Source organism: Nocardia sp. NPDC046763, from assembly GCF_040645495.1.
Taxonomy (GTDB): domain Bacteria; phylum Actinomycetota; class Actinomycetes; order Mycobacteriales; family Mycobacteriaceae; genus Nocardia.
The window spans coordinates 1-19,196 of record NZ_JBEYYI010000056.1; the positions used below are offsets into that span (position 1 = coordinate 1).

The 19,196-nt window shown below is 65.0% G+C and carries 19 protein-coding genes; 10 read left to right on the forward strand and 9 right to left on the reverse strand.

Translation table 11 applies throughout. The annotated features are described in order from the left end of the window. Positions 1 to 183: hypothetical protein (locus tag ABZ909_RS42340; RefSeq protein WP_357011841.1), on the reverse strand; the 183-nt coding region annotated here is incomplete at its 3' end. 646 nt (positions 184 to 829) lie between these two features. Here ABZ909_RS42340 and ABZ909_RS42345 point away from each other — a divergent pair. After that, entirely contained in the window at positions 830 to 994 is a 165-nt protein-coding gene (locus tag ABZ909_RS42345; protein WP_357011843.1) for a hypothetical protein, read from the forward strand. A 147-nt stretch (positions 995 to 1,141) separates the two neighbouring features. Here the strand turns inward: ABZ909_RS42345 and ABZ909_RS42350 are convergent, their stop codons facing one another. Next, entirely contained in the window at positions 1,142 to 2,005 is an 864-nt protein-coding gene (locus ABZ909_RS42350; protein ID WP_357011846.1) for a thioesterase family protein, read from the reverse strand. Positions 2,006 to 2,093: 88 nt separating this feature from the next. On the opposite strand from ABZ909_RS42350, the gene ABZ909_RS42355 reads away from it, so the two are divergent. Beyond that, complete coding sequence (locus ABZ909_RS42355) at positions 2,094 to 2,501, forward strand: VOC family protein (protein WP_357011848.1); 408 nt, start codon at positions 2,094 to 2,096, stop codon at positions 2,499 to 2,501. A 218-nt stretch (positions 2,502 to 2,719) separates the two neighbouring features. Here the strand turns inward: ABZ909_RS42355 and ABZ909_RS42360 are convergent, their stop codons facing one another. Further along, positions 2,720 to 4,000 (reverse strand): hypothetical protein, encoded by a 1,281-nt coding sequence (locus tag ABZ909_RS42360; protein ID WP_357011850.1) that lies wholly within the window; start codon positions 3,998 to 4,000, stop codon positions 2,720 to 2,722. 86 nt (positions 4,001 to 4,086) lie between these two features. Here ABZ909_RS42360 and ABZ909_RS42365 point away from each other — a divergent pair, with 86 nt between their 5' ends. Beyond that, positions 4,087 to 4,341, forward strand: a complete 255-nt coding sequence (locus ABZ909_RS42365) for an acyl carrier protein (protein ID WP_357011851.1) — start codon at positions 4,087 to 4,089, stop codon at positions 4,339 to 4,341. On the opposite strand, the gene ABZ909_RS42370 is transcribed toward ABZ909_RS42365, so the two are convergent. After that, the gene (locus tag ABZ909_RS42370; RefSeq protein ID WP_357011854.1) at positions 4,338 to 5,798 is read right to left on the reverse strand and encodes a class I adenylate-forming enzyme family protein; all 1,461 of its coding nucleotides are present in this window, start codon (positions 5,796 to 5,798) and stop codon (positions 4,338 to 4,340) included. The two genes, ABZ909_RS42365 and ABZ909_RS42370, sit on opposite strands and share 4 nt — an antisense overlap. 149 nt (positions 5,799 to 5,947) lie before the next feature. Between ABZ909_RS42370 and ABZ909_RS42375 the strand changes: the two genes are divergently transcribed. Further along, positions 5,948 to 6,235 (forward strand): hypothetical protein, encoded by a 288-nt coding sequence (locus tag ABZ909_RS42375; RefSeq protein WP_357011856.1) that lies wholly within the window; start codon positions 5,948 to 5,950, stop codon positions 6,233 to 6,235. A 199-nt stretch (positions 6,236 to 6,434) separates the two neighbouring features. Here the strand turns inward: ABZ909_RS42375 and ABZ909_RS42380 are convergent, their stop codons facing one another. Beyond that, positions 6,435 to 7,289, reverse strand: a complete 855-nt coding sequence (locus ABZ909_RS42380; protein ID WP_357011858.1) for an SDR family oxidoreductase — start codon at positions 7,287 to 7,289, stop codon at positions 6,435 to 6,437. 80 nt (positions 7,290 to 7,369) lie between these two features. Here ABZ909_RS42380 and ABZ909_RS42385 point away from each other — a divergent pair, with 80 nt between their 5' ends. Further along, positions 7,370 to 7,795 carry a MarR family transcriptional regulator gene (locus ABZ909_RS42385; RefSeq protein ID WP_357011860.1) on the forward strand — a complete coding sequence of 142 codons (426 nt, stop codon included), beginning with the start codon at positions 7,370 to 7,372 and terminating at the stop codon, positions 7,793 to 7,795. Positions 7,796 to 7,961: 166 nt separating this feature from the next. Here ABZ909_RS42385 and ABZ909_RS42390 read toward each other — a convergent pair whose 3' ends face one another. Continuing rightward, complete coding sequence (locus tag ABZ909_RS42390) at positions 7,962 to 8,816, reverse strand: hypothetical protein (RefSeq protein WP_357011862.1); 855 nt, start codon at positions 8,814 to 8,816, stop codon at positions 7,962 to 7,964. A 362-nt stretch (positions 8,817 to 9,178) separates the two neighbouring features. Between ABZ909_RS42390 and ABZ909_RS42395 the strand changes: the two genes are divergently transcribed. Next, positions 9,179 to 9,718 (forward strand): DUF3237 domain-containing protein, encoded by a 540-nt coding sequence (locus ABZ909_RS42395; RefSeq protein WP_357011864.1) that lies wholly within the window; start codon positions 9,179 to 9,181, stop codon positions 9,716 to 9,718. A gap of 240 nt (positions 9,719 to 9,958) precedes the next feature. On the opposite strand, the gene ABZ909_RS42400 is transcribed toward ABZ909_RS42395, so the two are convergent. Continuing rightward, the gene (locus ABZ909_RS42400; RefSeq protein WP_357011866.1) at positions 9,959 to 10,873 is read right to left on the reverse strand and encodes a D-alanyl-D-alanine carboxypeptidase; all 915 of its coding nucleotides are present in this window, start codon (positions 10,871 to 10,873) and stop codon (positions 9,959 to 9,961) included. A gap of 1,338 nt (positions 10,874 to 12,211) precedes the next feature. Here ABZ909_RS42400 and ABZ909_RS42405 point away from each other — a divergent pair. Further along, positions 12,212 to 12,628, forward strand: coding sequence for a DoxX family protein (locus tag ABZ909_RS42405; RefSeq protein WP_357011868.1), 417 nt, complete (start codon positions 12,212 to 12,214; stop codon positions 12,626 to 12,628). A 156-nt stretch (positions 12,629 to 12,784) separates the two neighbouring features. On the opposite strand, the gene ABZ909_RS42410 is transcribed toward ABZ909_RS42405, so the two are convergent. Then, the gene (locus ABZ909_RS42410; RefSeq protein ID WP_357011870.1) at positions 12,785 to 13,399 is read right to left on the reverse strand and encodes a class I SAM-dependent methyltransferase; all 615 of its coding nucleotides are present in this window, start codon (positions 13,397 to 13,399) and stop codon (positions 12,785 to 12,787) included. 410 nt (positions 13,400 to 13,809) lie between these two features. Beyond that, positions 13,810 to 14,730, reverse strand: coding sequence for a LysR family transcriptional regulator (locus ABZ909_RS42415; protein WP_357011873.1), 921 nt, complete (start codon positions 14,728 to 14,730; stop codon positions 13,810 to 13,812). A 140-nt stretch (positions 14,731 to 14,870) separates the two neighbouring features. On the opposite strand from ABZ909_RS42415, the gene ABZ909_RS42420 reads away from it, so the two are divergent. The 3 genes from ABZ909_RS42420 to ABZ909_RS42430 are packed head-to-tail and all read left to right on the forward strand — an operon-like array spanning position 14,871 to position 18,990. Further along, positions 14,871 to 16,265, forward strand: coding sequence for an MFS transporter (locus tag ABZ909_RS42420; RefSeq protein ID WP_357011875.1), 1,395 nt, complete (start codon positions 14,871 to 14,873; stop codon positions 16,263 to 16,265). Positions 16,266 to 16,282: 17 nt separating this feature from the next. Continuing rightward, complete coding sequence (locus ABZ909_RS42425) at positions 16,283 to 17,029, forward strand: 3-hydroxybutyrate dehydrogenase (RefSeq protein ID WP_357011881.1); 747 nt, start codon at positions 16,283 to 16,285, stop codon at positions 17,027 to 17,029. Continuing rightward, a complete protein-coding gene (locus tag ABZ909_RS42430) occupies positions 17,026 to 18,990 on the forward strand; it encodes an acetoacetate--CoA ligase (RefSeq protein WP_357011878.1) in 1,965 nt (654 codons plus the stop codon). Before ABZ909_RS42425 ends, ABZ909_RS42430 begins: the two co-directional genes overlap by 4 nt. The last annotated feature ends 206 nt before the right edge of the window (positions 18,991 to 19,196 follow it).

A 19,196-nucleotide genomic window follows, 5' to 3' on the forward strand; every position in this document is an offset into this window, starting at 1 on the left:
CGTGTCATCGGTCGCCGCGCGGCGGCCGAGCTGCCCAAGGCGATGCGCAAGCTGGCCGAGCTTGCCGAGGCGGCCTGACTGCGGGTCCCGGGTTGGGCTGTCACCGGTTGCCGTTTGTTGTCGACGGGCTTGCGGATGGAACCAGCGGGCGGTTCCGAAGCGGTCCGACACGTTGTTGCCCAACGCGTTTTCGGATGGCGAACAGCCGGATGTCGGTCGGCCACTTTACCAGAGTCAATATGAGATCGCTGTTGGCCCATATGATTTCGTCGGGTCGCGTGAAGTGCGGGTCGGCAGAGCGGCCGAGGGCCTGGTCGAGGGTGGGGGCCGGCCCGCCGACAGCGCCAGAGGTTCACGACCGTGGAGATGATCCGCAAGATGGTGCGGATCGCCGAGGAGCTTGGTTGACCGATCGCGACGCCTGAGTAAACACGGTAGATCCTCGAGCTCGGCACCTGGTACACCACTGCCGAGGAGGCATCGTTCAACCTTGGGCTGCCACCCAACCGTCACGAAGGCGAGCGCGGCTTACCCACCTTCGAACTCCGTCTGCGGCGGCGACCTGCTTCAGTGTTCTGGTAGCCAGCAGTAAACTGTCAATGACGCCTTCCGCGGTACCAAATGACGTCTTGTGCGGTCCGGTCGATGCTGCAGCTGTCGGCCAGTTTGAACGCGCGTTCCTGTCGGGACGCATCATGTACTTCACCAAGGAGCGAAATCGGGTGTCGCAAAGTCGATTCGGCATGTGACGCACTCGCAGACCCAGTCCGGTAGCTCGGCAACGCGGCCTAGTACCCGGACGTCGTAAAGCTCGTTGTAAGGAAGCAAAATGTCTGGCAAGACCATCAAAACCCTAGCCGCGACAGTTATTGCCGCGCCCCTGCTCGTCCTTGCCGCGCCCGCGGCCACTGCCGATTCCGCCACTCCGGTCGACGGATCGTTCGGATCAGCTGCCTGGTGTTTCGACCTTGGCAGCGTCTACTGGTGCATCTGAGTGAGCGTCTGAGAACTGGTGTTGGGTGTGTGACGCCCGAGATTCGAGTGAACTCCTGGTAGGGCAGTGATTGCTGAGATCAATTGCTGTACCAGGAGTCCATCGGCTCGGCCAGCACCGGAAGCGGCACGAGAGGATGTTGGCAGATCAGGTTGCCGCCGACGCGTGACGTGTGTCCGTTACTTGTCGGCGAGCGTTTGCGACGGCAGTGACCACACACGTACCCAGCCGACCGGCGCGATCGTAGAGCGTTGCAGTCCCGACCGCGATGCCGCCCGTCGCGATTTGATCCTGAGCCTGGAGCCCGAGCTCAGGGCCTTCCGGCAGGCGCGAGAGCGTCAATGTCATATCGGCGTTGATGTAACCGATCCCTGCCGATCCCCAGTGACATACAAAGTTCGTCGCATCGCCCATGGCGGCTGCCCGTTGAAACGGGGAGATCGGTTCGCCCTCGATCAGGGGAATAAGGTTCTGCCACAATACTTTACGGTCTGCATTCTGGCCCGCGGAAAGGTTATCGGTCCAGTCCGATTCGCCGAACTTGAGCAACGGTGGCTCGCCGTCGGGCGAGATCAGCCGAGTCTGCGGCGCGGGCAATGGGATATGCGGCTGCCAGGTCTGGCCCGGCGGCTCGGAAGCTGACGCCAGGAAGACCGCCGTTGCCCGGGCTCGCAGCGCACCCTGCTGGACGATCGAGGCGTCGGCGACAGTCACCCGGGTACCCTCACGAATCACGGCACTCTGCAAGGAGATCGGTTCGTTCAGCACCGGGCGCAGCATGTCGACCGTGAGCCGGGCGGGGATGAAGCCCTCAGCGGGGCAATGCCTTTCAAGCTGACGGGCCAGCAACCCGCATACCGCAGGTCCGTTCACCTGCTTCGATGACCACTGACTCACGCCGTGACCCTGTGCTTCGTACTGCCCGTCACGCGCCACGAAGAACGAAACCACCGAGACCGGCCCCCTCCGTTTCCAGTTCGCCAACGTCTCGATTAGAACACGTTTCATCATCGGGATGAAGATCATTCAAGGCCGGGGCGGAGGCGCGGTATGCGGCCTGTGCGGACATTCGGAGCCGGGCTCGCCCTACGCTCATGGAATGCATCTCGAGCTGATCACGATCATTGTCGAGGAGTACGACTCCGCCATCGAGTTTTTCGTCGGGACACTGGGTTTCGACCTGATCGAGAACTCGCCATCGCTCACGAATGATGGGCGTCCCAAACGCTGGGTCGTCGTTCGCCCGCCCGCCGCTGCCACTGGAATCCTTCTCGCACAGGCGGACGGCGACAGGCAACGCGATGCGGTCGGAGATCAGGTCGCCGGGCGAGTCGGGTTCTTCCTCCGGGTCTCCGACTTCGCGGGCATGTATCGCCGAATGGTCAGTGCCGGCGTGAAGTTCGTAACCGAGCCGCGCACCGAACCCTACGGTCAGATGGCCGTATTTCTCGACATCGCCGGAAACCGATGGGACCTGCTCGGGCCGGCCGAACCAGCATCGACCTGACTGGCAAGAACCCAAGCGGCATCCGGGCAGTACCGTGCGTTCGGCCGCCCGCGGCCTGGCCGATCCAAGCAGGACACTGTGCGGCATAGATGTTCGAGATGTCATGTGGCCGAGGCCATGTCCGGATCATCGGGATACGCCGGAATGGATTGTTCGGCCAGGTCGGTCTCCGGAACCTCGTCCACGACGCGGGGCGTGCCGCGATCGGCGCGGCGTTCTCATCCAGCACGTTCGAGCCGGGCCACCGCGTTGTCGGTGAGCCGACATACCTCATCCTCGCTCATCGCGATTGCCGCGTACCCGACACTGAGGTCGAGGCCACCGAGCCGCTCGCTGGCGATCACAAACAGTGACGGGCCGAACACGTCGAGCGAAACGGCCCTGGTGACGTCCTCGAGCGTGTAGGCGCCGTAGCTGGCCTGAAGGCCGGACTCGCCTGTCGTGGTGACAGCAAGTCCGTCGAGGCGCCGGTTGTTCCGGAGCGTCGGGCGGACTTCCTGCCGATACACATCCCATTCCGGAAACTTCATGATCGAGGCGGACTCGTAGTCCTTGGCCAGCGCGGCGATCAGCTTGAACGAGGCGTCACGGGCGGTTGCCCAGAAGTCGTCGGTTATCGGGTGCTTGGTACGCAGGATGTCGACGTAGCAACCGTAGGTTTCTTGCGGCAGCGCGAGATTACTGAGGCGACGGAGGTCGACCGTGGTCAACACGGTCATGACGTCGAGCCTGTACTGCTCGCGCATGGCAAGCAGGAAGGCTGCCGTTACCGCCCCGTGAAGCGTCGTTCTATTGGCTTTGACGGCCTCCTCGAGCGTTGCCGTGACGACGGGCTCGAGGTGACGCGCCAGTACTCGCGTTTCTTTCTTCGGATCGGGCACCGTCTGCTTGGGTAGCCGAATCGCTGGCGTATAGGTGGTCTTCGTGCCATTGCCGGACTTGTTGAGCAGGCTGGCCTCGATCGGCGGGGGCAGGGCGGTGTGGGGCGGGGGTTTCAGTTGCGCCGTGGCTGGGTCGGCGAGGAATTCGAGAAGCTGTCGAGCGAGCATGTTCGCGGACTGGGCGTCGAGCGTTGCGTGATCGGCGCAAATGACGATGTGGTTGAGGTCGGCGTCGGGCGACTGCCGCACCAGCGTTATCCGGAGGCGCGGATGGTTGCCCTTCGGGATCGGTGTGCGGATGTCGGAGGCAAAAACCTTGCGCCAAGCGTCTGGGTCGGTGTCGTCGAGCACCTTCACAGGGATCTCCGTTGTGCCCTCGGTGTCGAACCAGGCCTGGCGATAGGCGAAGGGCGGCACGCGTCGCCAGACGATCTTGCCGTAGCGGATATGAGCGCGAAGGATAGGGTGCTGGGTCTGTAGCCAGGCGAGCGCGCGCTTCACCAGCGCCGGATCGAGGCGGCCGCGCACATGCAGCACGTGCATGGCGATCAGCCCGCCACGGACATGAAAACTGTTGAGCAGTTGCTCCTTTCCGCCCAGCGGGCGTGTTTCACCCAAGCCGTCCTCCCATGTTCTTCAAATACCACTTCAGGTCGCGATGAAATTGGCTAGTATCTTTCCTGACTGTATAAGGGACTCGAGTGATGAACGATATCGAACGACCAATAGTCGAGTATATCTCCGCCATGGTGGCCGAATCCGGAGGAACGCCGGTCAATTGCGAGACCCCTTTGCTCGAGGCAGGCCTGCTGGACTCGATCAATTTGGTAAAACTGGTGCATTTCCTCGAGGAGCGATTCAAGATCAGCATCCCTGACACGGAGATACGGGCGGAGCTGTTCGAATCGCCTGCGAACATAGCGGCCTATGTTTCGCAACGAGCGGCTCAGCCCGCCTAAAGCTCGCGTAGCCGCGCGCGGAGCACCTTGCCGGCCGGGCTCCGCGGCAGTGCGTCGATGAACGCGATCTCGGCTGGGACCTTCTGAACCGAAAGCCTTTCGCGGGCATAGCGGATCAACTCATCGGCCGACACATCCGCCCCTCTGACGACAAACGCGATCAGCCGATTGCCGTTGCGCGAGTCTGGGATACCCGCCACGGCGGCTTCGGTGACGGCAGGCAAAGTCATTAGTGTTTCCTCCACTTCGATAGGGTCGATCTTGTAGCCGGATACCTCGATCAGCAGCTTGCTGCGGCCACGGATAAAGATGCGACCTGCTTCATCGAGCGAGGCGAGATCGCCGGTCTTGAACCAGCCCTCATCGAACGCCTGAGCATTGGCCACGGCATCGCCGAGATAGCCCCGCATGAGCGACGATGATCTTATTTCCATTTCGCCGACGGATGGGCCGAATTCGGTGTCGAACGGAACGATGCGGACCCTGGCTTCGCCCGCCGGCTTGCCCACCGAGGCCCAGCTTGCGTCGGGATCGACGGAGTTATTGTGCGAGAACATGATCGCCTCGGTCGAGCCGTAATCCTGACGAAGTGTTGTACCAAGGCGCTCGCGCACCGCTTCGAAGATCGGCCGCTTCAGTGCGACACCGCCCGAGAAGGCCAGGCGCAGCCTGAGATCGAAACTGCCGGTCTGACCGGCGACGATTTCGTACATTGCCGGAACGGCGCCCATGACGGTGACGCGCTCGCGGACCATGGCGTCGAGCAGCTTCTTCCGCGAAAGCGCCAGCGGCAGGGGATCGCTCCAATAGAGCGTCGTTGCACCGCCGGCGACGGCTTGCGTAGCGCCCAGTAGGAAGCCCATCGCGAAGTTGCCCGGCAGAATGTCGAGGACGATATCGTCGGGCTGAATTTCCCAGGCTGTGCTGGCTCGTTCACTGTCAGCGATGAGCTCGGCATGGGTGTGCGGCACCACCTTCGGCAACCCGGTCGAGCCGGACGAGAAGAGGTAGAGCGCCGTTGTATCGCCTGTCAGTTTCGGCAGCTGGGCGGTTGCATTTCCTTCGGGCAGGGTGCTCGTCAGGAACAAGGGAGTGCCGAGTGCCGCATCTGTCATCAGCAGCTCGGCAGCAGAGGAAAGGCCGGGAGTTGAGATGACTGCCTTGGGCCGGGCCTTTTGCGCGAGCATGGCAAGTTCGGATCGCGTGGCCGTCTCGCCCAGAGGCATCGCGATGGCGCCGATGGCGAAGAGCGCGTGGGCAGTTACGAAAAGATCGGGTGAGTTTGGAATCAGCAGGGCAACGGGATCGCCGCTCTCGATGCCACGTTCAATAAAGCCGACGGCGAGTCGGCCGATCCGCTCGACCAAAGCGGCGTACGGCGTGAATACTTCGCCCTGCCGCAATCCGCTGGTGACCGGTGCCCGCGCTGTCAGCGCTAGCAGATTGTCGTAGATCATCTCTACTCCGCGGGGTTGCCTCCTCTGATCGTAAGGATAGAAGTGGGATGCGGCATCTACAAGGCGTCAGCGATCACGTCTGTAGGTCAGATGGACATCGCGGGTATCGAACGTCAAAGCTTCTGTCAGTTTCAGACCGAGCTTTTATCGTGGTTGCCATTGAACAGCCGGTGCCGCCGCCAAAAAGACCGGCGCGACAAGGAGGCTCAGTTCAATTACAGGCGACGGCAGCTCAATTCGCGCCTGTCGCAATCGATTTCCGTGTTCGCGACGAGTTCTTCCCCGGTGCCGGCTCGGAAAACGGTCTGACCCTCGACATCTGGACACCCGAACCCGATGCCGCGCGATTGCCGGTAATGATGCGGATCCAGGGCGGCAGCTGTCTGGAAAACCGCACCGCTACGACGGCACCGTGCGCGCCGGGACCGGCGTGGTGAGTCCGGACGGCACTCGGCCCAGTGATCCTTCGACGCTCCGCGCTGGCCGGTCTGAACAGCGCAGATGAGTGGGTTCAGCAGCTGCCTGTTCGAAAAGGGCGACCAGTCCGAGGAGGGCGCGCGGGTGTGGGCGGCGTGATGAATCGATGATTCGCTCGCCCACATCCGGCTACGACGTGCCTGGTTGCGGTTGGGTGGTTCACCCGATCCAGGTGCTGGTCATGTCCTGCACTTTCGCGCCGTCGAGGTCGGCGAGTTTGACAGCGACGAAGTTTCGGGCGGTGTCGGAGGTCTGGACTCGGAACGGGAGGTCGCTGGCGTCGAGCGCTTCGACGATGGCCTGGGCCGTGGATTCGGGAGATTGGGCGTTGGCGAAGGCGTTCTCGGTGCGCTTGCGGTAGGCGGCCAGCGCGGCAGCGTACGGTCCGGTCGCGTGCGTGGCGAGTGCTTCGCGCCCGCCGACGTTGGCCACGAATTCGCTTGCGACGGCACCGGGTTCGATGACGCTGACCGCGACGCCGGTCTGCGCGGCTACCGGGGCCAACGCTTCCATGAAGCCCTCGACGGCGAACTTCGCGGCGCAGTATGCCTCGTTGAACGGCTGTCCGATGACCCCGCCGACGCTGCTGACGGTCAGTACTCGTCCCTGTGTGGCGCGCAGTTGCGGGAGCGCGGCCCGGGTGACTTCGAGGACACCGAAGAAGTTGACCTCCATGACGGCGCGGATCTCGCCGATGTCCTCCAGTTCGAGGGTGCCCAGGTGGCCGCTGCCCGCATTGTTGATCAGCGCGTCGAGGTGGCCGTGGTCGTCGACGACGCCGGAGACGCAGCGGTGGACGGAGGCCGGATCGGTGACGTCGAGCTGTCGGACCTCGACGCGGTCGGCGACGCCGTTGTGGCGGGCGAGCTCGACGAGTGCGGTCGAACGGGCGGTGTCGCGCATGGTGGCGATGACCTGCCAGCCGGAGCGGGCGGCGTGGATGGCGGTGTGCAGTCCGATGCCGGTCGAGGTGCCGGTGATCAGGACGGTTTTGCGGTCGATGGACGGGCTCATGGGTTCCCTCCTGGCTATTGGTTATGAACCATAATCATAATACATCATAATTATGATGGGATATCGCTATAGTGGAGGGCATGTCGAGCGAGCAGGAGCAGCGGGAACTGACGGCCGAGGTGGTCGGGCTGTTCGCGGCGATCAATCGCCGCTACGCCACCGAGGCGGAGGCGGCGGCCGGCGCCCACGGGTTGACGCCCATGCAGGCCAAGGCGCTGCTGGCGGCACAGGAACCGGTCGTGACCCGGCGGATCGCCGAACATCTGCACGCCGAGCCGTCGAATGTCACCGCGCTCGTCGACAAATTGCAGTCCCGGGGCCTGATCGAGCGCCGGGAGAATCCGGACGACCGGCGAGTCCGCCTGGTCGCGGCGACCGAGCAGGGCAGACGCGTCGCCGCGGACCTACAAGCCCGGATGCCCTTCGCCAGCCGACCGCTGGCTCAGCTGAGCAGCGAGCAGCAACACCAACTCCGCGCCCTGCTCACCATCCTGCTCACGGACTGACCGACAACCGATCAACAGCCCCCGAAATACGCGACATTCGGCGTGAGCGCGCACAGTCGGCGGTCGTGAGGCACTCTGTCCGTTGATTTTCCGCAGTTCCGCGCCGGCCGCTTCGGACCGCGCGGGAGGCGGCGATTCCATGCGTTGTCGGTTACGCGCGGCGGGGCTACGCGCGGTCGATCCTCCAGGCTTGGCCCGGACTGCCCTTGGTGCAGCCCGTCAATGTGCCGTCCATATCGGTCCAGTGGGTGTCGTCCACCGCGATGCCTGACCGGTCATCAGCAGCCCAGATGCGGGTGCCATCGGTCACCCATCGGCAGCTCATCGACTCGAAGCGCTCGAACGCGTTGCTGTGCAATACCATTGGCGAAACAATGGTGAAAGCTGTCTCATCCATGGCGGCCTCGTCCGGCAGGGGCGGATTCTCCTTCGCATCGGTGTCGGCGACGAGGTGATAGGTCGCGAGTGCTTCGATCAGGCCGTTCGCAAATCCGTCCCAGCGTTTACCCGCCGCCACCATCAGATCGCGCCGGATTCCCTCGCCGAGCGCAGTGTCCGCACCGGCGGATTCGACAAAGCCTTCATTCCAGTCCCACCCCGACCACCGATAGAGATCCGCCCACTGCTCGTTCCCGGCGTTCCACTGCGGGGGCGCGGGCAGACGCGCAAGTCGATCGAGTTCTCGTTGCCCGGCCCGCTCCCTGCGAAGCTTGGCAGCGATTTCCTCCCGGGTGCCTTCGCTGACGATCCAGACACACATATCGCCCATGTCTTGTTTCCGCGGCACCGCTTCGCTGACGATCCGGCCGACCGGCACCCCGTCGATGGGGTCGAGAGCAGTGTCGTAATGCCACTGGTATTCGATGCTGCCGTCGTCGACACCCATCCCGACCGTCGGATCCGGCCCCGACGGAAGGTATTCGGCGCCTTCCTCGTCGTTCATCGCGCCGAGAAACACGCGCACGCTGCGTCCGGTCTCGACGTTGGTGATCGTGAACCTGGCCTCGGGGAAATCCGCCACTGCCAAAATGTACTGGGGCCAGAACGTTTCCCCCATCGGCAGTAGCGGATGTTCCTGCGCGGCAGTTGGTCCCGCTGCCGGCCGCGTACCCCTGGGACGAAGCCGCTCGAGCGTTCTCGACATCCACGGCCCATGAAGTTCCGGATTCTTTGGGCCACTTCGTTCCACGATGTCGCCGAAGATGCGGGTCCACCATATCGGTGCGAATCGGCCGGACCTCGTGTTCGAAGTGTTCGGTTGGTACCCCGCCGAGCCCGCCCCCACCACTTCGACACAGGCCCTGGCCGCTCCTTCTCTTCCACTGAGGATTTACAAAACATATGATCGTACGTATAGTTTGTTGTGTCGACGGTGGACGTGGGGTGTTCTCGCGAAAGCTGTTCGGCAACAACGTGAATCGAAGGAAGGGGAGGATCGTGGACGCACGTGTCAAGGATGTCGGTGCAATCGAGACGAGATACCTGTTCGACATGGTGGCTGATCTGAGCCCGCGGCTGAGTATCGGGGGGCCGCTGGGTGGTCGGACTGTATTCGGTTGTGCTGGTGGATCATTCGAAGGTCCGAAGATCCGCGGGGAGGTGTTGCCGGGTGGTGGCGATTGGGGTCTGTACCGACCCGACGGGAATCTGCATCTCGACGTGCGGCTGACCCTTCGCACCCACGATGGCGACCTGGTGTACATGTATTACGGCGGACGATGGATTATCCCGCCGGAATTGCTGAGCCAGATCCGAGATCCCGCCGTCAACCGGCAGGTCGATCCCACCGGCTATTACTGGCGGTCGAATGTTCTGTTCGAGACCGGATCGCGGAACTACTCTTGGCTCAACGACATTGTTGCCGTGGGATCGGGATATCTGGTCGACGACGGAGTCGCGTACCGGGTGTCCGAGGTCCTCTGAGGGATATCTGTTGCGGGTGCCGGGCCGCCGTACCCAGCGGCAGGTTCGGACGTCGGCGGCCGTCGTTACGGCCCGAACCAGAAGTTGAAGCACGGGCACGAGCCGAAGTGCCCGGCAACGGACGTGACGAGATTTGCCATCTCCCGGTGCCGCGGAACACCAAGGGCCCGAGTCTATTTCGTGCCCTTGATGTTGCGCGGCACCGGCGGGGGATTCATACGCGGCCTGCGGTATTCGGCGCTAACCGATCGGCAGCGCGGTGAAGATGGGGTCGTAGGCCCAGTTCAGCAGGCGCTCAGCGTCTTCCTTCGCGGCGCGGCCGCTGCCGGGTGAGCTGTGCAGGACCACTCCGATCAGCGGTATTCCAGCCCGAACCGTTTCGAACAGCAGGCAGGCTCCCGCGGCATCGGTGGATCCGGTTTTGATGCCGATGGTGCCGGGATATTCGCGCAGCAGCAGGTTCGTGGTCTGCCAGTGGTGCTCGCGATTGCCCGGGCCGGCTGGCAGGTGATAGCTCTCCGACCCGGCGATCTCGCGGAAGACCGGCAGGCTCATCGCGCGCAGGCCGAGAGCCACCAGGTTCGCCGGTGTGGAGTAGGTGGAGTAGTCGGTGGGGGAGGGCAGGCCGCTGGGATCGGTGAAATGGGTTCCCGCCAGGCCCATTTGACCCGCGGTATCGTTCATTCTGGCGATGAAGCCGTCCTGGCCGGGCCCGTAGGCATCGGCCAGGGTATAGGCCGCGTCGCAGCCCGACGGCAGCATCATCGCGTACAGGGCCTGTCGCGTGGTGAGCACTTCGCCGGGGACCAGGCCCGCACGGCTTCCGTCGTTCCTGGCGCAGTAGGAGATGCTCTCCGGCGGCACCGTGACCGTCCGGTCGAGGTCGCCGGCATTGAGGATGACCAGTGCCGTCATCACCTTCGCGATGCTGGCTATCGGAACCGGCGTGTTCGGCTCTCGCGACCACAGCATCGTGCCGGTGATTCCGTCTGCCAGCTCTGCCCCCGGCGCCTGTATTCCGTCCGGCTCGGAACTCGGCCAGGGCAACAGGCCATTCGGGGCACTCGCGGCGGGGGCGGCCGCGACGCCATGACCGACCGCCACAACCAGTGCCCCTGCGGCGACAGCCTGCAACAATCTAGCAAATGTGGGCATGTCCACATTCTGCCTTTCATACAGTTGATCTGGGGGATTTCGTTGCCGTGATTATCGCGGAATTCGGGACGCGGCGTACGCATGGCTAACGAATGCTTCGTGCCCATAATTCTCTCTTGTGCCCGCCCGCTCAACGATGCGAGCAGGGCAGTTCGAGTCAGCGCCGATTGTGCTTCTCCCGGTTCCGTGGATGTCGAGTTCCGTTGCCCCTGAAGCTGATTCGTCGGTCAGGGTCATCAGATCGAATTCGGTGCCGTACGAGCCATGCCGCAGAACGAATGGTGCTCCGGCGGTATCGGTGCCGGCGAGGAAGCTGTGGGAGTGTCGGTTTCGGCATGGGAAAGACCATTGGGTTGGGGAGAGGCGATTTGGCATTCCGTGGGAGAAGACCCCGGAGTCGGCGGCGATTATCGCGGCGGAATACTGCTCAATCGGTTGGCCGCCGGGCTGTCATCTGCAGCCATCGGATCGGCGCGTCGAACTCTCCTGGCCCATATCGCCGGCGCAATTCCGTGGTTGCGATCGCGGTTGCGGATTCGATGTCGAGGGACGGGTGCCGTTCGATCTCGCCACGCAGCGGGGTTCCCTGGCAGAACGCCACCGCACCGGTTTCCGCCGTCGTGTGGCTCGAACCCTCGATGCATTCACCGGTGATTCGGTCGAACCCGGCCGCCTCGAGTTCGCCGCGGATTCGGTCGATGTCGAAGTATCCGTAGGGCGTCCCCGTCGTAGATCTCGGGGATCGACCCGGTGAACCGCCGACACCTGGATACGCGAGTCGGACGCGCAGGCTTCGCCCTGTGGAGCCGCCGCGATCTTGTGCAGTAGCCGTGGCTCGCATTATCTCGATCGAGAACGCTGGCTGTGGTGTCCGATGAGGTTGGTTCCAGGATGTCGATCCCGAGGGCTGACTTCCACCCGGGGGCGAGAGCTCCGTTCCGAACCACCGACTGCTCGCCTTCGCCGGATTCGTCGTTGCGTGAACCTTTGGCCGACCCAATACGTAAGAAGAGAGAAGAGCAACGCATTCGACGCTTGCATCAGGTGGAAGAATCTCGCATCTGATGCAATTGCCTCGGCTGGTGTTTCGTAAGACCCCCCGACCGGCGGAACACCAGCACCGAGGCCCTTCGCCGCGACGATCGCCATTGCCGTAGTGACGTGGTAGTGGCCGCGGCGTCGATCATGTGAGTGGCCCCTATCAGCGTGCGGCAGTTGTGGGTTGAGGTTCGCTGGGCTCGGTGTCACCGGACGCGAGTGCATACGGACCTCCCCGCACGCACAACGGGAGCACCACTGGGCGTGTCACATTTCAGCCGCGCGGGTGGTCATGGCGGTATGACTATTGCGCACACCTGGCCCGGATGGGTTGCGACCGGTTTCCTGTGGTTCCTCGCCCTCGAGTTCATGACGGGGGCGGTGACCAAGTTCTGGCCCGGGCCGACGTTTTTCGGGCCTGCCTACTCGATCAAGTTCGCGGAGTGGGGGTGGCCCGCCTGGTTCCGGTTCGTGGTCGGCTGGATCGAGGGTGTGTGTGCGCTGCTGTTGGTGATCCCGTTCCACGAGGCTCGATTCCTCGGCGCCGCGGTGCTGATACTGGTGCTGACCGGCGCCGTGGTCACGCACATCATCAACCACCACGGGCCCAAGGAGAGCTTCGCGGCACCGGTGCACCTGGTCATCATGGCGATCGTCGCCGTCGCGACATGGCCGACTCACTGGATGGACGTGCTTCGGCCCGGGCAGTGGACGTAGCCGAATGTGCTGACAGCGTCGGCAACTCCGAGCGTAGGCCGCGCGCGCCACTGCGCCGGAGATGGATGCCCTGGATCGGTACTGCAGGGTGTTCGGTGCTGCAACGGACCGAATAGCGACCGGTCGGGGTTGGGATTTCCCGGGGCCGAGCAGGTTTCACTCTGCGCGGGAGAACACCGCCACCAGAAAGTCGGACTGGTCGGTGAATGGGCGTAGATCCCACGTCGAAAGCTGCAAATCCACTGTGAGTCCGGCGTTCTCGGCGTCGGTCAGGAACTGCGGGAACTCGTAGCCGCGGTCGGCTCCGAAACCTGTGACCACTCGGCCGCCCGAGGCGAGGTTGCGGGCGAATCCGGCCAGCACCGCCTCTCGGGTGGAGGGCGCCAGAAACGTCATCACGTTCCCCGCGCACACGATGACGTCGAAGTCGGCAGTGATGTTGCGGGCCGGCAGGTCCAGTTCGGCGAGATCACCGACAATCCAGGTCGGGCCGGGATGGTCGTGCTCTGCGGCAGCGATCAATACCGGATCGACGTCGACCCCGACCACGACGTGACCCGCTCGGTGCAGGTAGCCACCCACACGCCCAGGGCCACACCCCGCATCCAGGACCCGGCTACCGCGGTCGAGCATCGCGTCGATCAGCCGCGCCTCCCCGACGATATCTGCGCCCTCGGCCGCCAATCTCCTGAACCGCTCCACGTACCACGTCGAATGCGCGGGGTCGGCAGCGGTGAGCTCCTCCCAATGGCTGGGGGTACGTCCGCTCATGGTTGGCTCCTCCTCGATCGGGTCCGTGCCCGATCCACTGTGCCATCGTCGCGCCGAGGTCCAACCGGTCGGTCCCATCTCCCTCTTCCGACCCGGGCTGTGCCTCCTCCTTCGCCCCGGGTGCCGTCGTCGCGATCGTGGGATCGTGCCCGGTGATCAGGCGTTCTCGGCCAGAGCGCCCAGGACCGCCGAGGTGTCGTGATGGTAGGGCCGGAATTCGGTGATCAGACCGTCCTGGAGCTGATCCATTGCAGCAGAGACGTTTCCAGTACCCGTCCGGTGCGCTGGGCACGCAGACGGCCTCGGCTCGACGACCCGCTCCCCTCATTGCGGAACTGCTGCTCGTCCAACCACAGGCCGTTGCCCTTGGTGCGGACAGCCCGGTAGGTCGGATACCGGTTCGAACGCCGTCAGTGATCCGGTGGGGTGGGTGAACCCATGAGCATGTCGCGGTGGGTGTCCACCTGCTCGCGCAGCGCCTCGACGATCGCGGCGACTTCGGGGCGGCGCAGGGCTTCCGGGCGCGCGACGAGCCAATAGGTCAGGCGCACCGAGATTTCCGGCAGCACGCGGACCAGGTCGGCGTGCCGGTCGGCCATGAAGCAGGGGAGCAGTCCCAGTCCGGCGTCGGCCCGAGTCGCCTCCACGTGTACGAAAACATTGGTGGAGGAGAGGGATTCGCGCATGGCGGGCGCGAAGGTGGGGGCCAGGTCGAGGTCGTCGACCTGGAGCATGGAGTCGATGAAGTAGACCAGCGGGTGGCGGGAGAGGTCTTCGAGAGCCTCCGGGGCAGGGTGGTCGGCGAGATAGCCGTGGGAGGCATAGAGCCCGAGCGTGTAATCGCCCAGGGCGATGGCGCGGGCGCGGCGCAGCTGCGGTTTGCCCACCACCACTTCGATATCGAAGCCCGACCGCTGTAGGGACGCCAGCCGGGTGGCGGTGACGATCTCGACCGACAGCCCGGGATGGCGGCGCCGCACCCTCGCGATGGCGGGCGCGGCCACGTAGGCGCTGAACCCGTCGGTGGCCGACATGCGCACCACGCCTTCGAGTTCCGGGGTGTCGGAGGTCAGCGAACGGACCGCGGATTCGATGGCCTCGGCCGCGGTGAGCGCCTCCCGGCCCAGATCGGTGAGCTCCCATCCACTGGCACCGCGAATCAGCACCCGGCCGCCGAGCGCCTGCTCCAGCGCCGCGATGCGCCGCGAGATGGTCGTGTGGTTGATGCCCAGTTCCTCGGCCGCCGAGACGTAGCGGCCGGTGCGGCCCACCGCGAGCAGCACCAGCAGATCGTCGGGGCTGGGACGGCTTGTGGTGGAGGTCACGCTCATTTCTGCATTCTTGCAGATTGCGGTTGCGGATCTGGGCATTGCGGGCCCGCTGAATGTGCACGAATACTCCTTGGCATCGAAGTATGTGGGCCGCATCACAGATGAGGGGTGAGGCGGCCCGAGCGTGAAGGAGTTGCGCGATGAGCCTCCCCGATACCGAACCGGAAGCGGGCGGCGGCCTGGCCGGATTACGGCGCGTGGTCGCCGCGTCCATGGCGGGGACCGTGGTCGAGTGGTACGAATTCTTCCTCTACGGCACCGCGGCAACGCTGGTGTTCAACAAGGTGTTCTTCGCCAAGGGCACCAGCGACCTGGACGCCATCCTGGCGGCTTTCATCACCTACGCGGTCGGCTTCGCGGCACGGCCGTTGGGCGGCATCGTCTTCGGGCACTTCGGCGACAAGTACGGGCGCAAGAAGCTGCTGCAGCTGAGCCTGATCCTGGTCGGCGTGGCCACCTTCCTGATGGGCTGCCTGCCGACCTTCGGGCAGGTCGGCTATCTGGCCCCGGTGCTGCTGGTGGTGCTGCGGTTCATTCAGGGCTTCGCGGTCGGTGGTGAGTGGGGTGGCGCGGTGCTGCTCGTCGCCGAGCACAGTCCGAGCCGTAGCCGCGCGTTCTGGGCGTCGTGGCCGCAGGCGGCGGTGCCGGTGGGCAATATGCTCGCGACCATCGTGCTGCTGGTGCTGACCTCGACGCTGTCTGACGCGGTGTTCCTGTCCTGGGGCTGGCGGGTGGCCTTCTGGCTGTCGGCGGTGGTGGTGCTGATCGGCTACTACGTGCGCACCAAGATCACCGACGCGCCGATCTTCGTGGCCGCGCAACAGCTTGCCGAGCAGGAGAAGGCGAACTCCTTCAGCGCGCTGGAGGTGTTGAAGCGGTACCCGCGAGGTGTGCTCACCGCCATGGGGCTTCGGTTCGGCGAGAACGTTTTCTATTATCTCGTGGTCACTTTCAGCATCACGTATCTGAAAGTCCATGTGGGAGCGAACACCAAGGTGATCCTGTGGTGGCTGCTCGCGGCGCACACCGTGCACTTCCTGGTCATCCCGCTGGTCGGGCGGCTCAGCGATCGCATCGGGCGGCGGCCTGTCTACCTGGTCGGTGCGCTTGCCGCCGCCACCTGGGGCTTCTTCGCCTTCCCGATGATGGACAGCGGGCACAACCTGATCATTCTGTCCGCCGTCATCATCGGGCTGGTGTTCCACGCCTTCATGTACTCGGCGCAGCCGGCCATCATGGCCGAGATGTTCCCCACCCGCATGCGGTATTCCGGTGTGTCCCTGGGCTATCAGGTGACCTCACTGGTGGCGGGGTCGTTGGCGCCCATCATCGCGGTGCGGCTGCTGGAGTCCTACAAATCCTCGGTACCGATCGCCTGGTATCTGGCCGCCTCGGCGGCGGTGACCGTGATGGCGGTGCTCTTCGCCCGCGAGACCAAGGGCGCCGACCTGGCGGCCATCGACCGGGCGGACGCGGAAAGTATGTCAGCGCAGCGCAATTCGATGCACGACAGTGCAGAGGTGAAGGTGGCATGACCGAGACGACCGGACCCCTGGGCGAATTGGCGGGACGCAGGGCACTGGTGACGGGCGGGGCGAGCGGGATCGGCGCGGCCTGTGCCCGCGAGCTCGCCGCCCTTGGCGCGCAGGTGACCGTCGCCGATATCGACGGCGAAGGCGCGGAGAAGGTGGCCGCCGAATTCGGCGGGCGGACATGGCAGGTGGACCTGTCGGACGTGACCGCGCTGGAGGACCTCCGGCTGGAGACCGACATCCTGGTGAACAATGCCGGAGTCCAGACCGTCAGCCCGATCACCGACTTCCCGCCGGAACGGTTCCGCATGATGCTGCGGCTCATGGTCGAGGCCCCGTTCCTGCTCACCCGCGCGGCCCTGCCGCACATGTATGCCCAGGGGTACGGCCGGATCATCAATCTCTCGTCGGTGCACGGGTTGCGGGCCTCGGCGTTCAAATCGGCCTATGTGACCGCCAAGCACGCGCTGGAAGGGCTGTCGAAGGTGACGGCTCTCGAGGGCGGGCCGCACGGGGTGACCAGCAACTGCGTGAATCCCGGCTACGTGCGAACCCCGCTGGTGGACAAGCAGATCGCCGATCAGGCCGCTGCGCACCGCATCCCCGAACAGCAGGTGGTGGAGCGGATCATGCTGACCGACAACGCGATCAAGCGGCTGGTGGAGCCGGAGGAGGTGGCCTCGCTGGTCGGCTGGCTCGCCTCGGATGCCGCGCGGATGGTGACCGGGGCCTCCTACACCATGGACGGCGGATGGAGCGCCCGATGACCGAGATCGCGGAGGTCGCGGCGGTGCCACAATGGGTGCCGGACGAGCGCGCCGTGGCGGCGGCGCGGATCACCGACTTCGGTCGATTCGTGGAGCGGCGCTACGGGATTCACACCGAGGACTACGGGGAGCTGTGGCGCTGGTCGGTGGACGACATCGCCGGATTCTGGCGGGCGGTGTGGGAGTACTTCGAGGTTGGTGACGAGCCCGCCGAGGTACTGGCTTCCATTGAGATGCCGGGGGCGCGGTGGTTCCCCGGCACCAGGGTCAACTACGTCGACCAGATCATCCGGCACGCCCGCACCGACCGGCCCGCGATTGTCGCGCTCAGCGAGGACAGCCAACGGCGCGAATTCTCCTGGGCGGAAATGCTCTCCCGCACCGCGGTTCTGGCTCGCTCACTGCGCGAACTGGGCGTCGGGCGCGGCGACCGGGTGGTGGGCTACCTGCCGAACATTCCCGAGGCCGTGATCGCATTCCTGGCCACCGCGAGTCTCGGCGCCGTCTGGAGCGCGTGCGGACAGGACTACACGGCCGCGGCGGCGCTCGACCGCCTCGGCCAGCTCGAGCCGGTCGTGCTCATCACCGCCGATGGCTACCGTTACGGCGGAAAGGCGCACGACAAGATCGCCGAAGTAGCCGCTCTCCGCGCCGGTTTGCCCGCGTTGCGGGGGACCGTCCTGGTGTCGCGGCTCGGCCGAACGCTGCCCGACGTCCTGGACTGGAACGACGCCACCGAGGATCTGTTCGCGCCGCAACCGCCCGCGCTCGCCACCGAGCCCGTCGATTTCGATCATCCGCTCTGGGTGCTCTACTCCTCCGGTACGACCGGCAAACCCAAGGGCATCGTGCACGGCCACGGCGGCGTGCTACTCGAGCATCTGAAAGCCCTTGCCCTGCATGCCGATATCGGGCCGGACGATACCTTCTTCTGGTACACCAGCCCCAGCTGGATGATGTGGAACTTCCAGGTCTCCGGGCTGCTCGCGGGCGCGACAATCGTCTGTTACGACGGCAGTCCGGGCCATCCCGCGCCGGATGCGCTGTGGGCGTTGGCCGCCGGCACCCGCGCCACGGTCCTGGGCACCAGCCCCGGGTACGTGCTGGCCTGTGAGAAGACGGGCGCACGTCCGGCGCTCGCCCACGATCTGCGTGCGCTGCGGCAGATCGGCGTCACCGGTGCGGCCTTCCCCGCATCCTCGTCGATCTGGTTGCGCGACAATGTCGGTGACATCCCGGTGTCCTCGATCAGCGGCGGCACGGATGTGGTCTCGGCCTTCATGGGCGGCACCCCGACCGTGCCCGTCTGGCCTGGCGAGCTCTCCGCCCCGTATCTCGGTGTGGCCCTGGAAGCCTGGGACGAATCCGGCCACTCCGTCCACGATGCGGTCGGCGAGCTGATCGTCACTCAGCCGATGCCCTCCATGCCCGTTGCGTTCTGGAACGACCCCGACGGCGCCCGCTACCGTGACGCCTATTTCGGCATGTACCCCGGTGTCTGGCGGCACGGCGACTGGATCACCCGCACACCGCACGGCAGTGTCATCGTGCACGGGCGGTCCGATTCCACTCTGAACCGCAACGGTATTCGCATGGGCAGCGCCGACATCTACGACGTCGTCGAGGCGCTGCCGGAGATTGCCGAATCCCTGGTGCTGGGCATCGAACAGCCCGACGGCGGCTATTGGATGCCCCTGTTCGTGGTGCTCGCCCCGGGATACGGGCTCACCGACGAGCTGCGGCAGCGGATCGCTACCACCATCCGAACCGCGCTGTCGCCCCGCCACGTCCCCGACGTGATCACGGCCGCACCCGGCATCCCGCACACCCGTACCGGCAAGAAACTCGAAGTCCCGCTCAAGCGCCTGCTGCAGGGCGCAGACCCCGGCCGCGTCGTCGACCCCGCCGCGGTCGACGATCCCGGCCTGCTGTCCTGGTATCTCGGCCAAACGCCCGCCTAGCCAGGTCCGGTACTGCGACCGGAGACCTCGAGAGTCACCTGGAGCTTCTGCACCCACTCGACGCCGCGGCTGCCGACTCGATCCCCTCTCCCGAATACCGCGCTGCTTACCTCAGGAATACCGGCAGGTGGTCGTGGCCGTTGGCGATGAAGCCGGGTACCGTGCCGAGTTCGTCGGGCGAGACGGCGAGTTTCATGTGTGGGAAC

Excerpts from the sequence above, each read along its gene's own strand:
- ABZ909_RS42350 (WP_357011846.1), bottom strand. The coding sequence starts at position 2,005 with ATGATGAAACGTGTTCTAATCGAGACGTTGGCGAACTGGAAACGGAGG.
- ABZ909_RS42400 (WP_357011866.1), bottom strand. The coding sequence starts at position 10,873 with ATGCCCACATTTGCTAGATTGTTGCAGGCTGTCGCCGCAGGGGCACTG.
- ABZ909_RS42355 (WP_357011848.1), top strand. The coding sequence starts at position 2,094 with ATGCATCTCGAGCTGATCACGATCATTGTCGAGGAGTACGACTCCGCC.
- ABZ909_RS42430 (WP_357011878.1), top strand. The coding sequence starts at position 17,026 with ATGACCGAGATCGCGGAGGTCGCGGCGGTGCCACAATGGGTGCCGGAC.
- ABZ909_RS42415 (WP_357011873.1), bottom strand. The coding sequence starts at position 14,730 with ATGAGCGTGACCTCCACCACAAGCCGTCCCAGCCCCGACGATCTGCTG.
- ABZ909_RS42370 (WP_357011854.1), bottom strand. The coding sequence starts at position 5,798 with ATGATCTACGACAATCTGCTAGCGCTGACAGCGCGGGCACCGGTCACC.
- ABZ909_RS42410 (WP_357011870.1), bottom strand. The coding sequence starts at position 13,399 with ATGAGCGGACGTACCCCCAGCCATTGGGAGGAGCTCACCGCTGCCGAC.
- ABZ909_RS42345 (WP_357011843.1), top strand. The coding sequence starts at position 830 with ATGTCTGGCAAGACCATCAAAACCCTAGCCGCGACAGTTATTGCCGCG.
- ABZ909_RS42365 (WP_357011851.1), top strand. The coding sequence starts at position 4,087 with ATGAACGATATCGAACGACCAATAGTCGAGTATATCTCCGCCATGGTG.
- ABZ909_RS42405 (WP_357011868.1), top strand. The coding sequence starts at position 12,212 with ATGACTATTGCGCACACCTGGCCCGGATGGGTTGCGACCGGTTTCCTG.
- ABZ909_RS42385 (WP_357011860.1), top strand. The coding sequence starts at position 7,370 with ATGTCGAGCGAGCAGGAGCAGCGGGAACTGACGGCCGAGGTGGTCGGG.
- ABZ909_RS42420 (WP_357011875.1), top strand. The coding sequence starts at position 14,871 with ATGAGCCTCCCCGATACCGAACCGGAAGCGGGCGGCGGCCTGGCCGGA.
- ABZ909_RS42380 (WP_357011858.1), bottom strand. The coding sequence starts at position 7,289 with ATGAGCCCGTCCATCGACCGCAAAACCGTCCTGATCACCGGCACCTCG.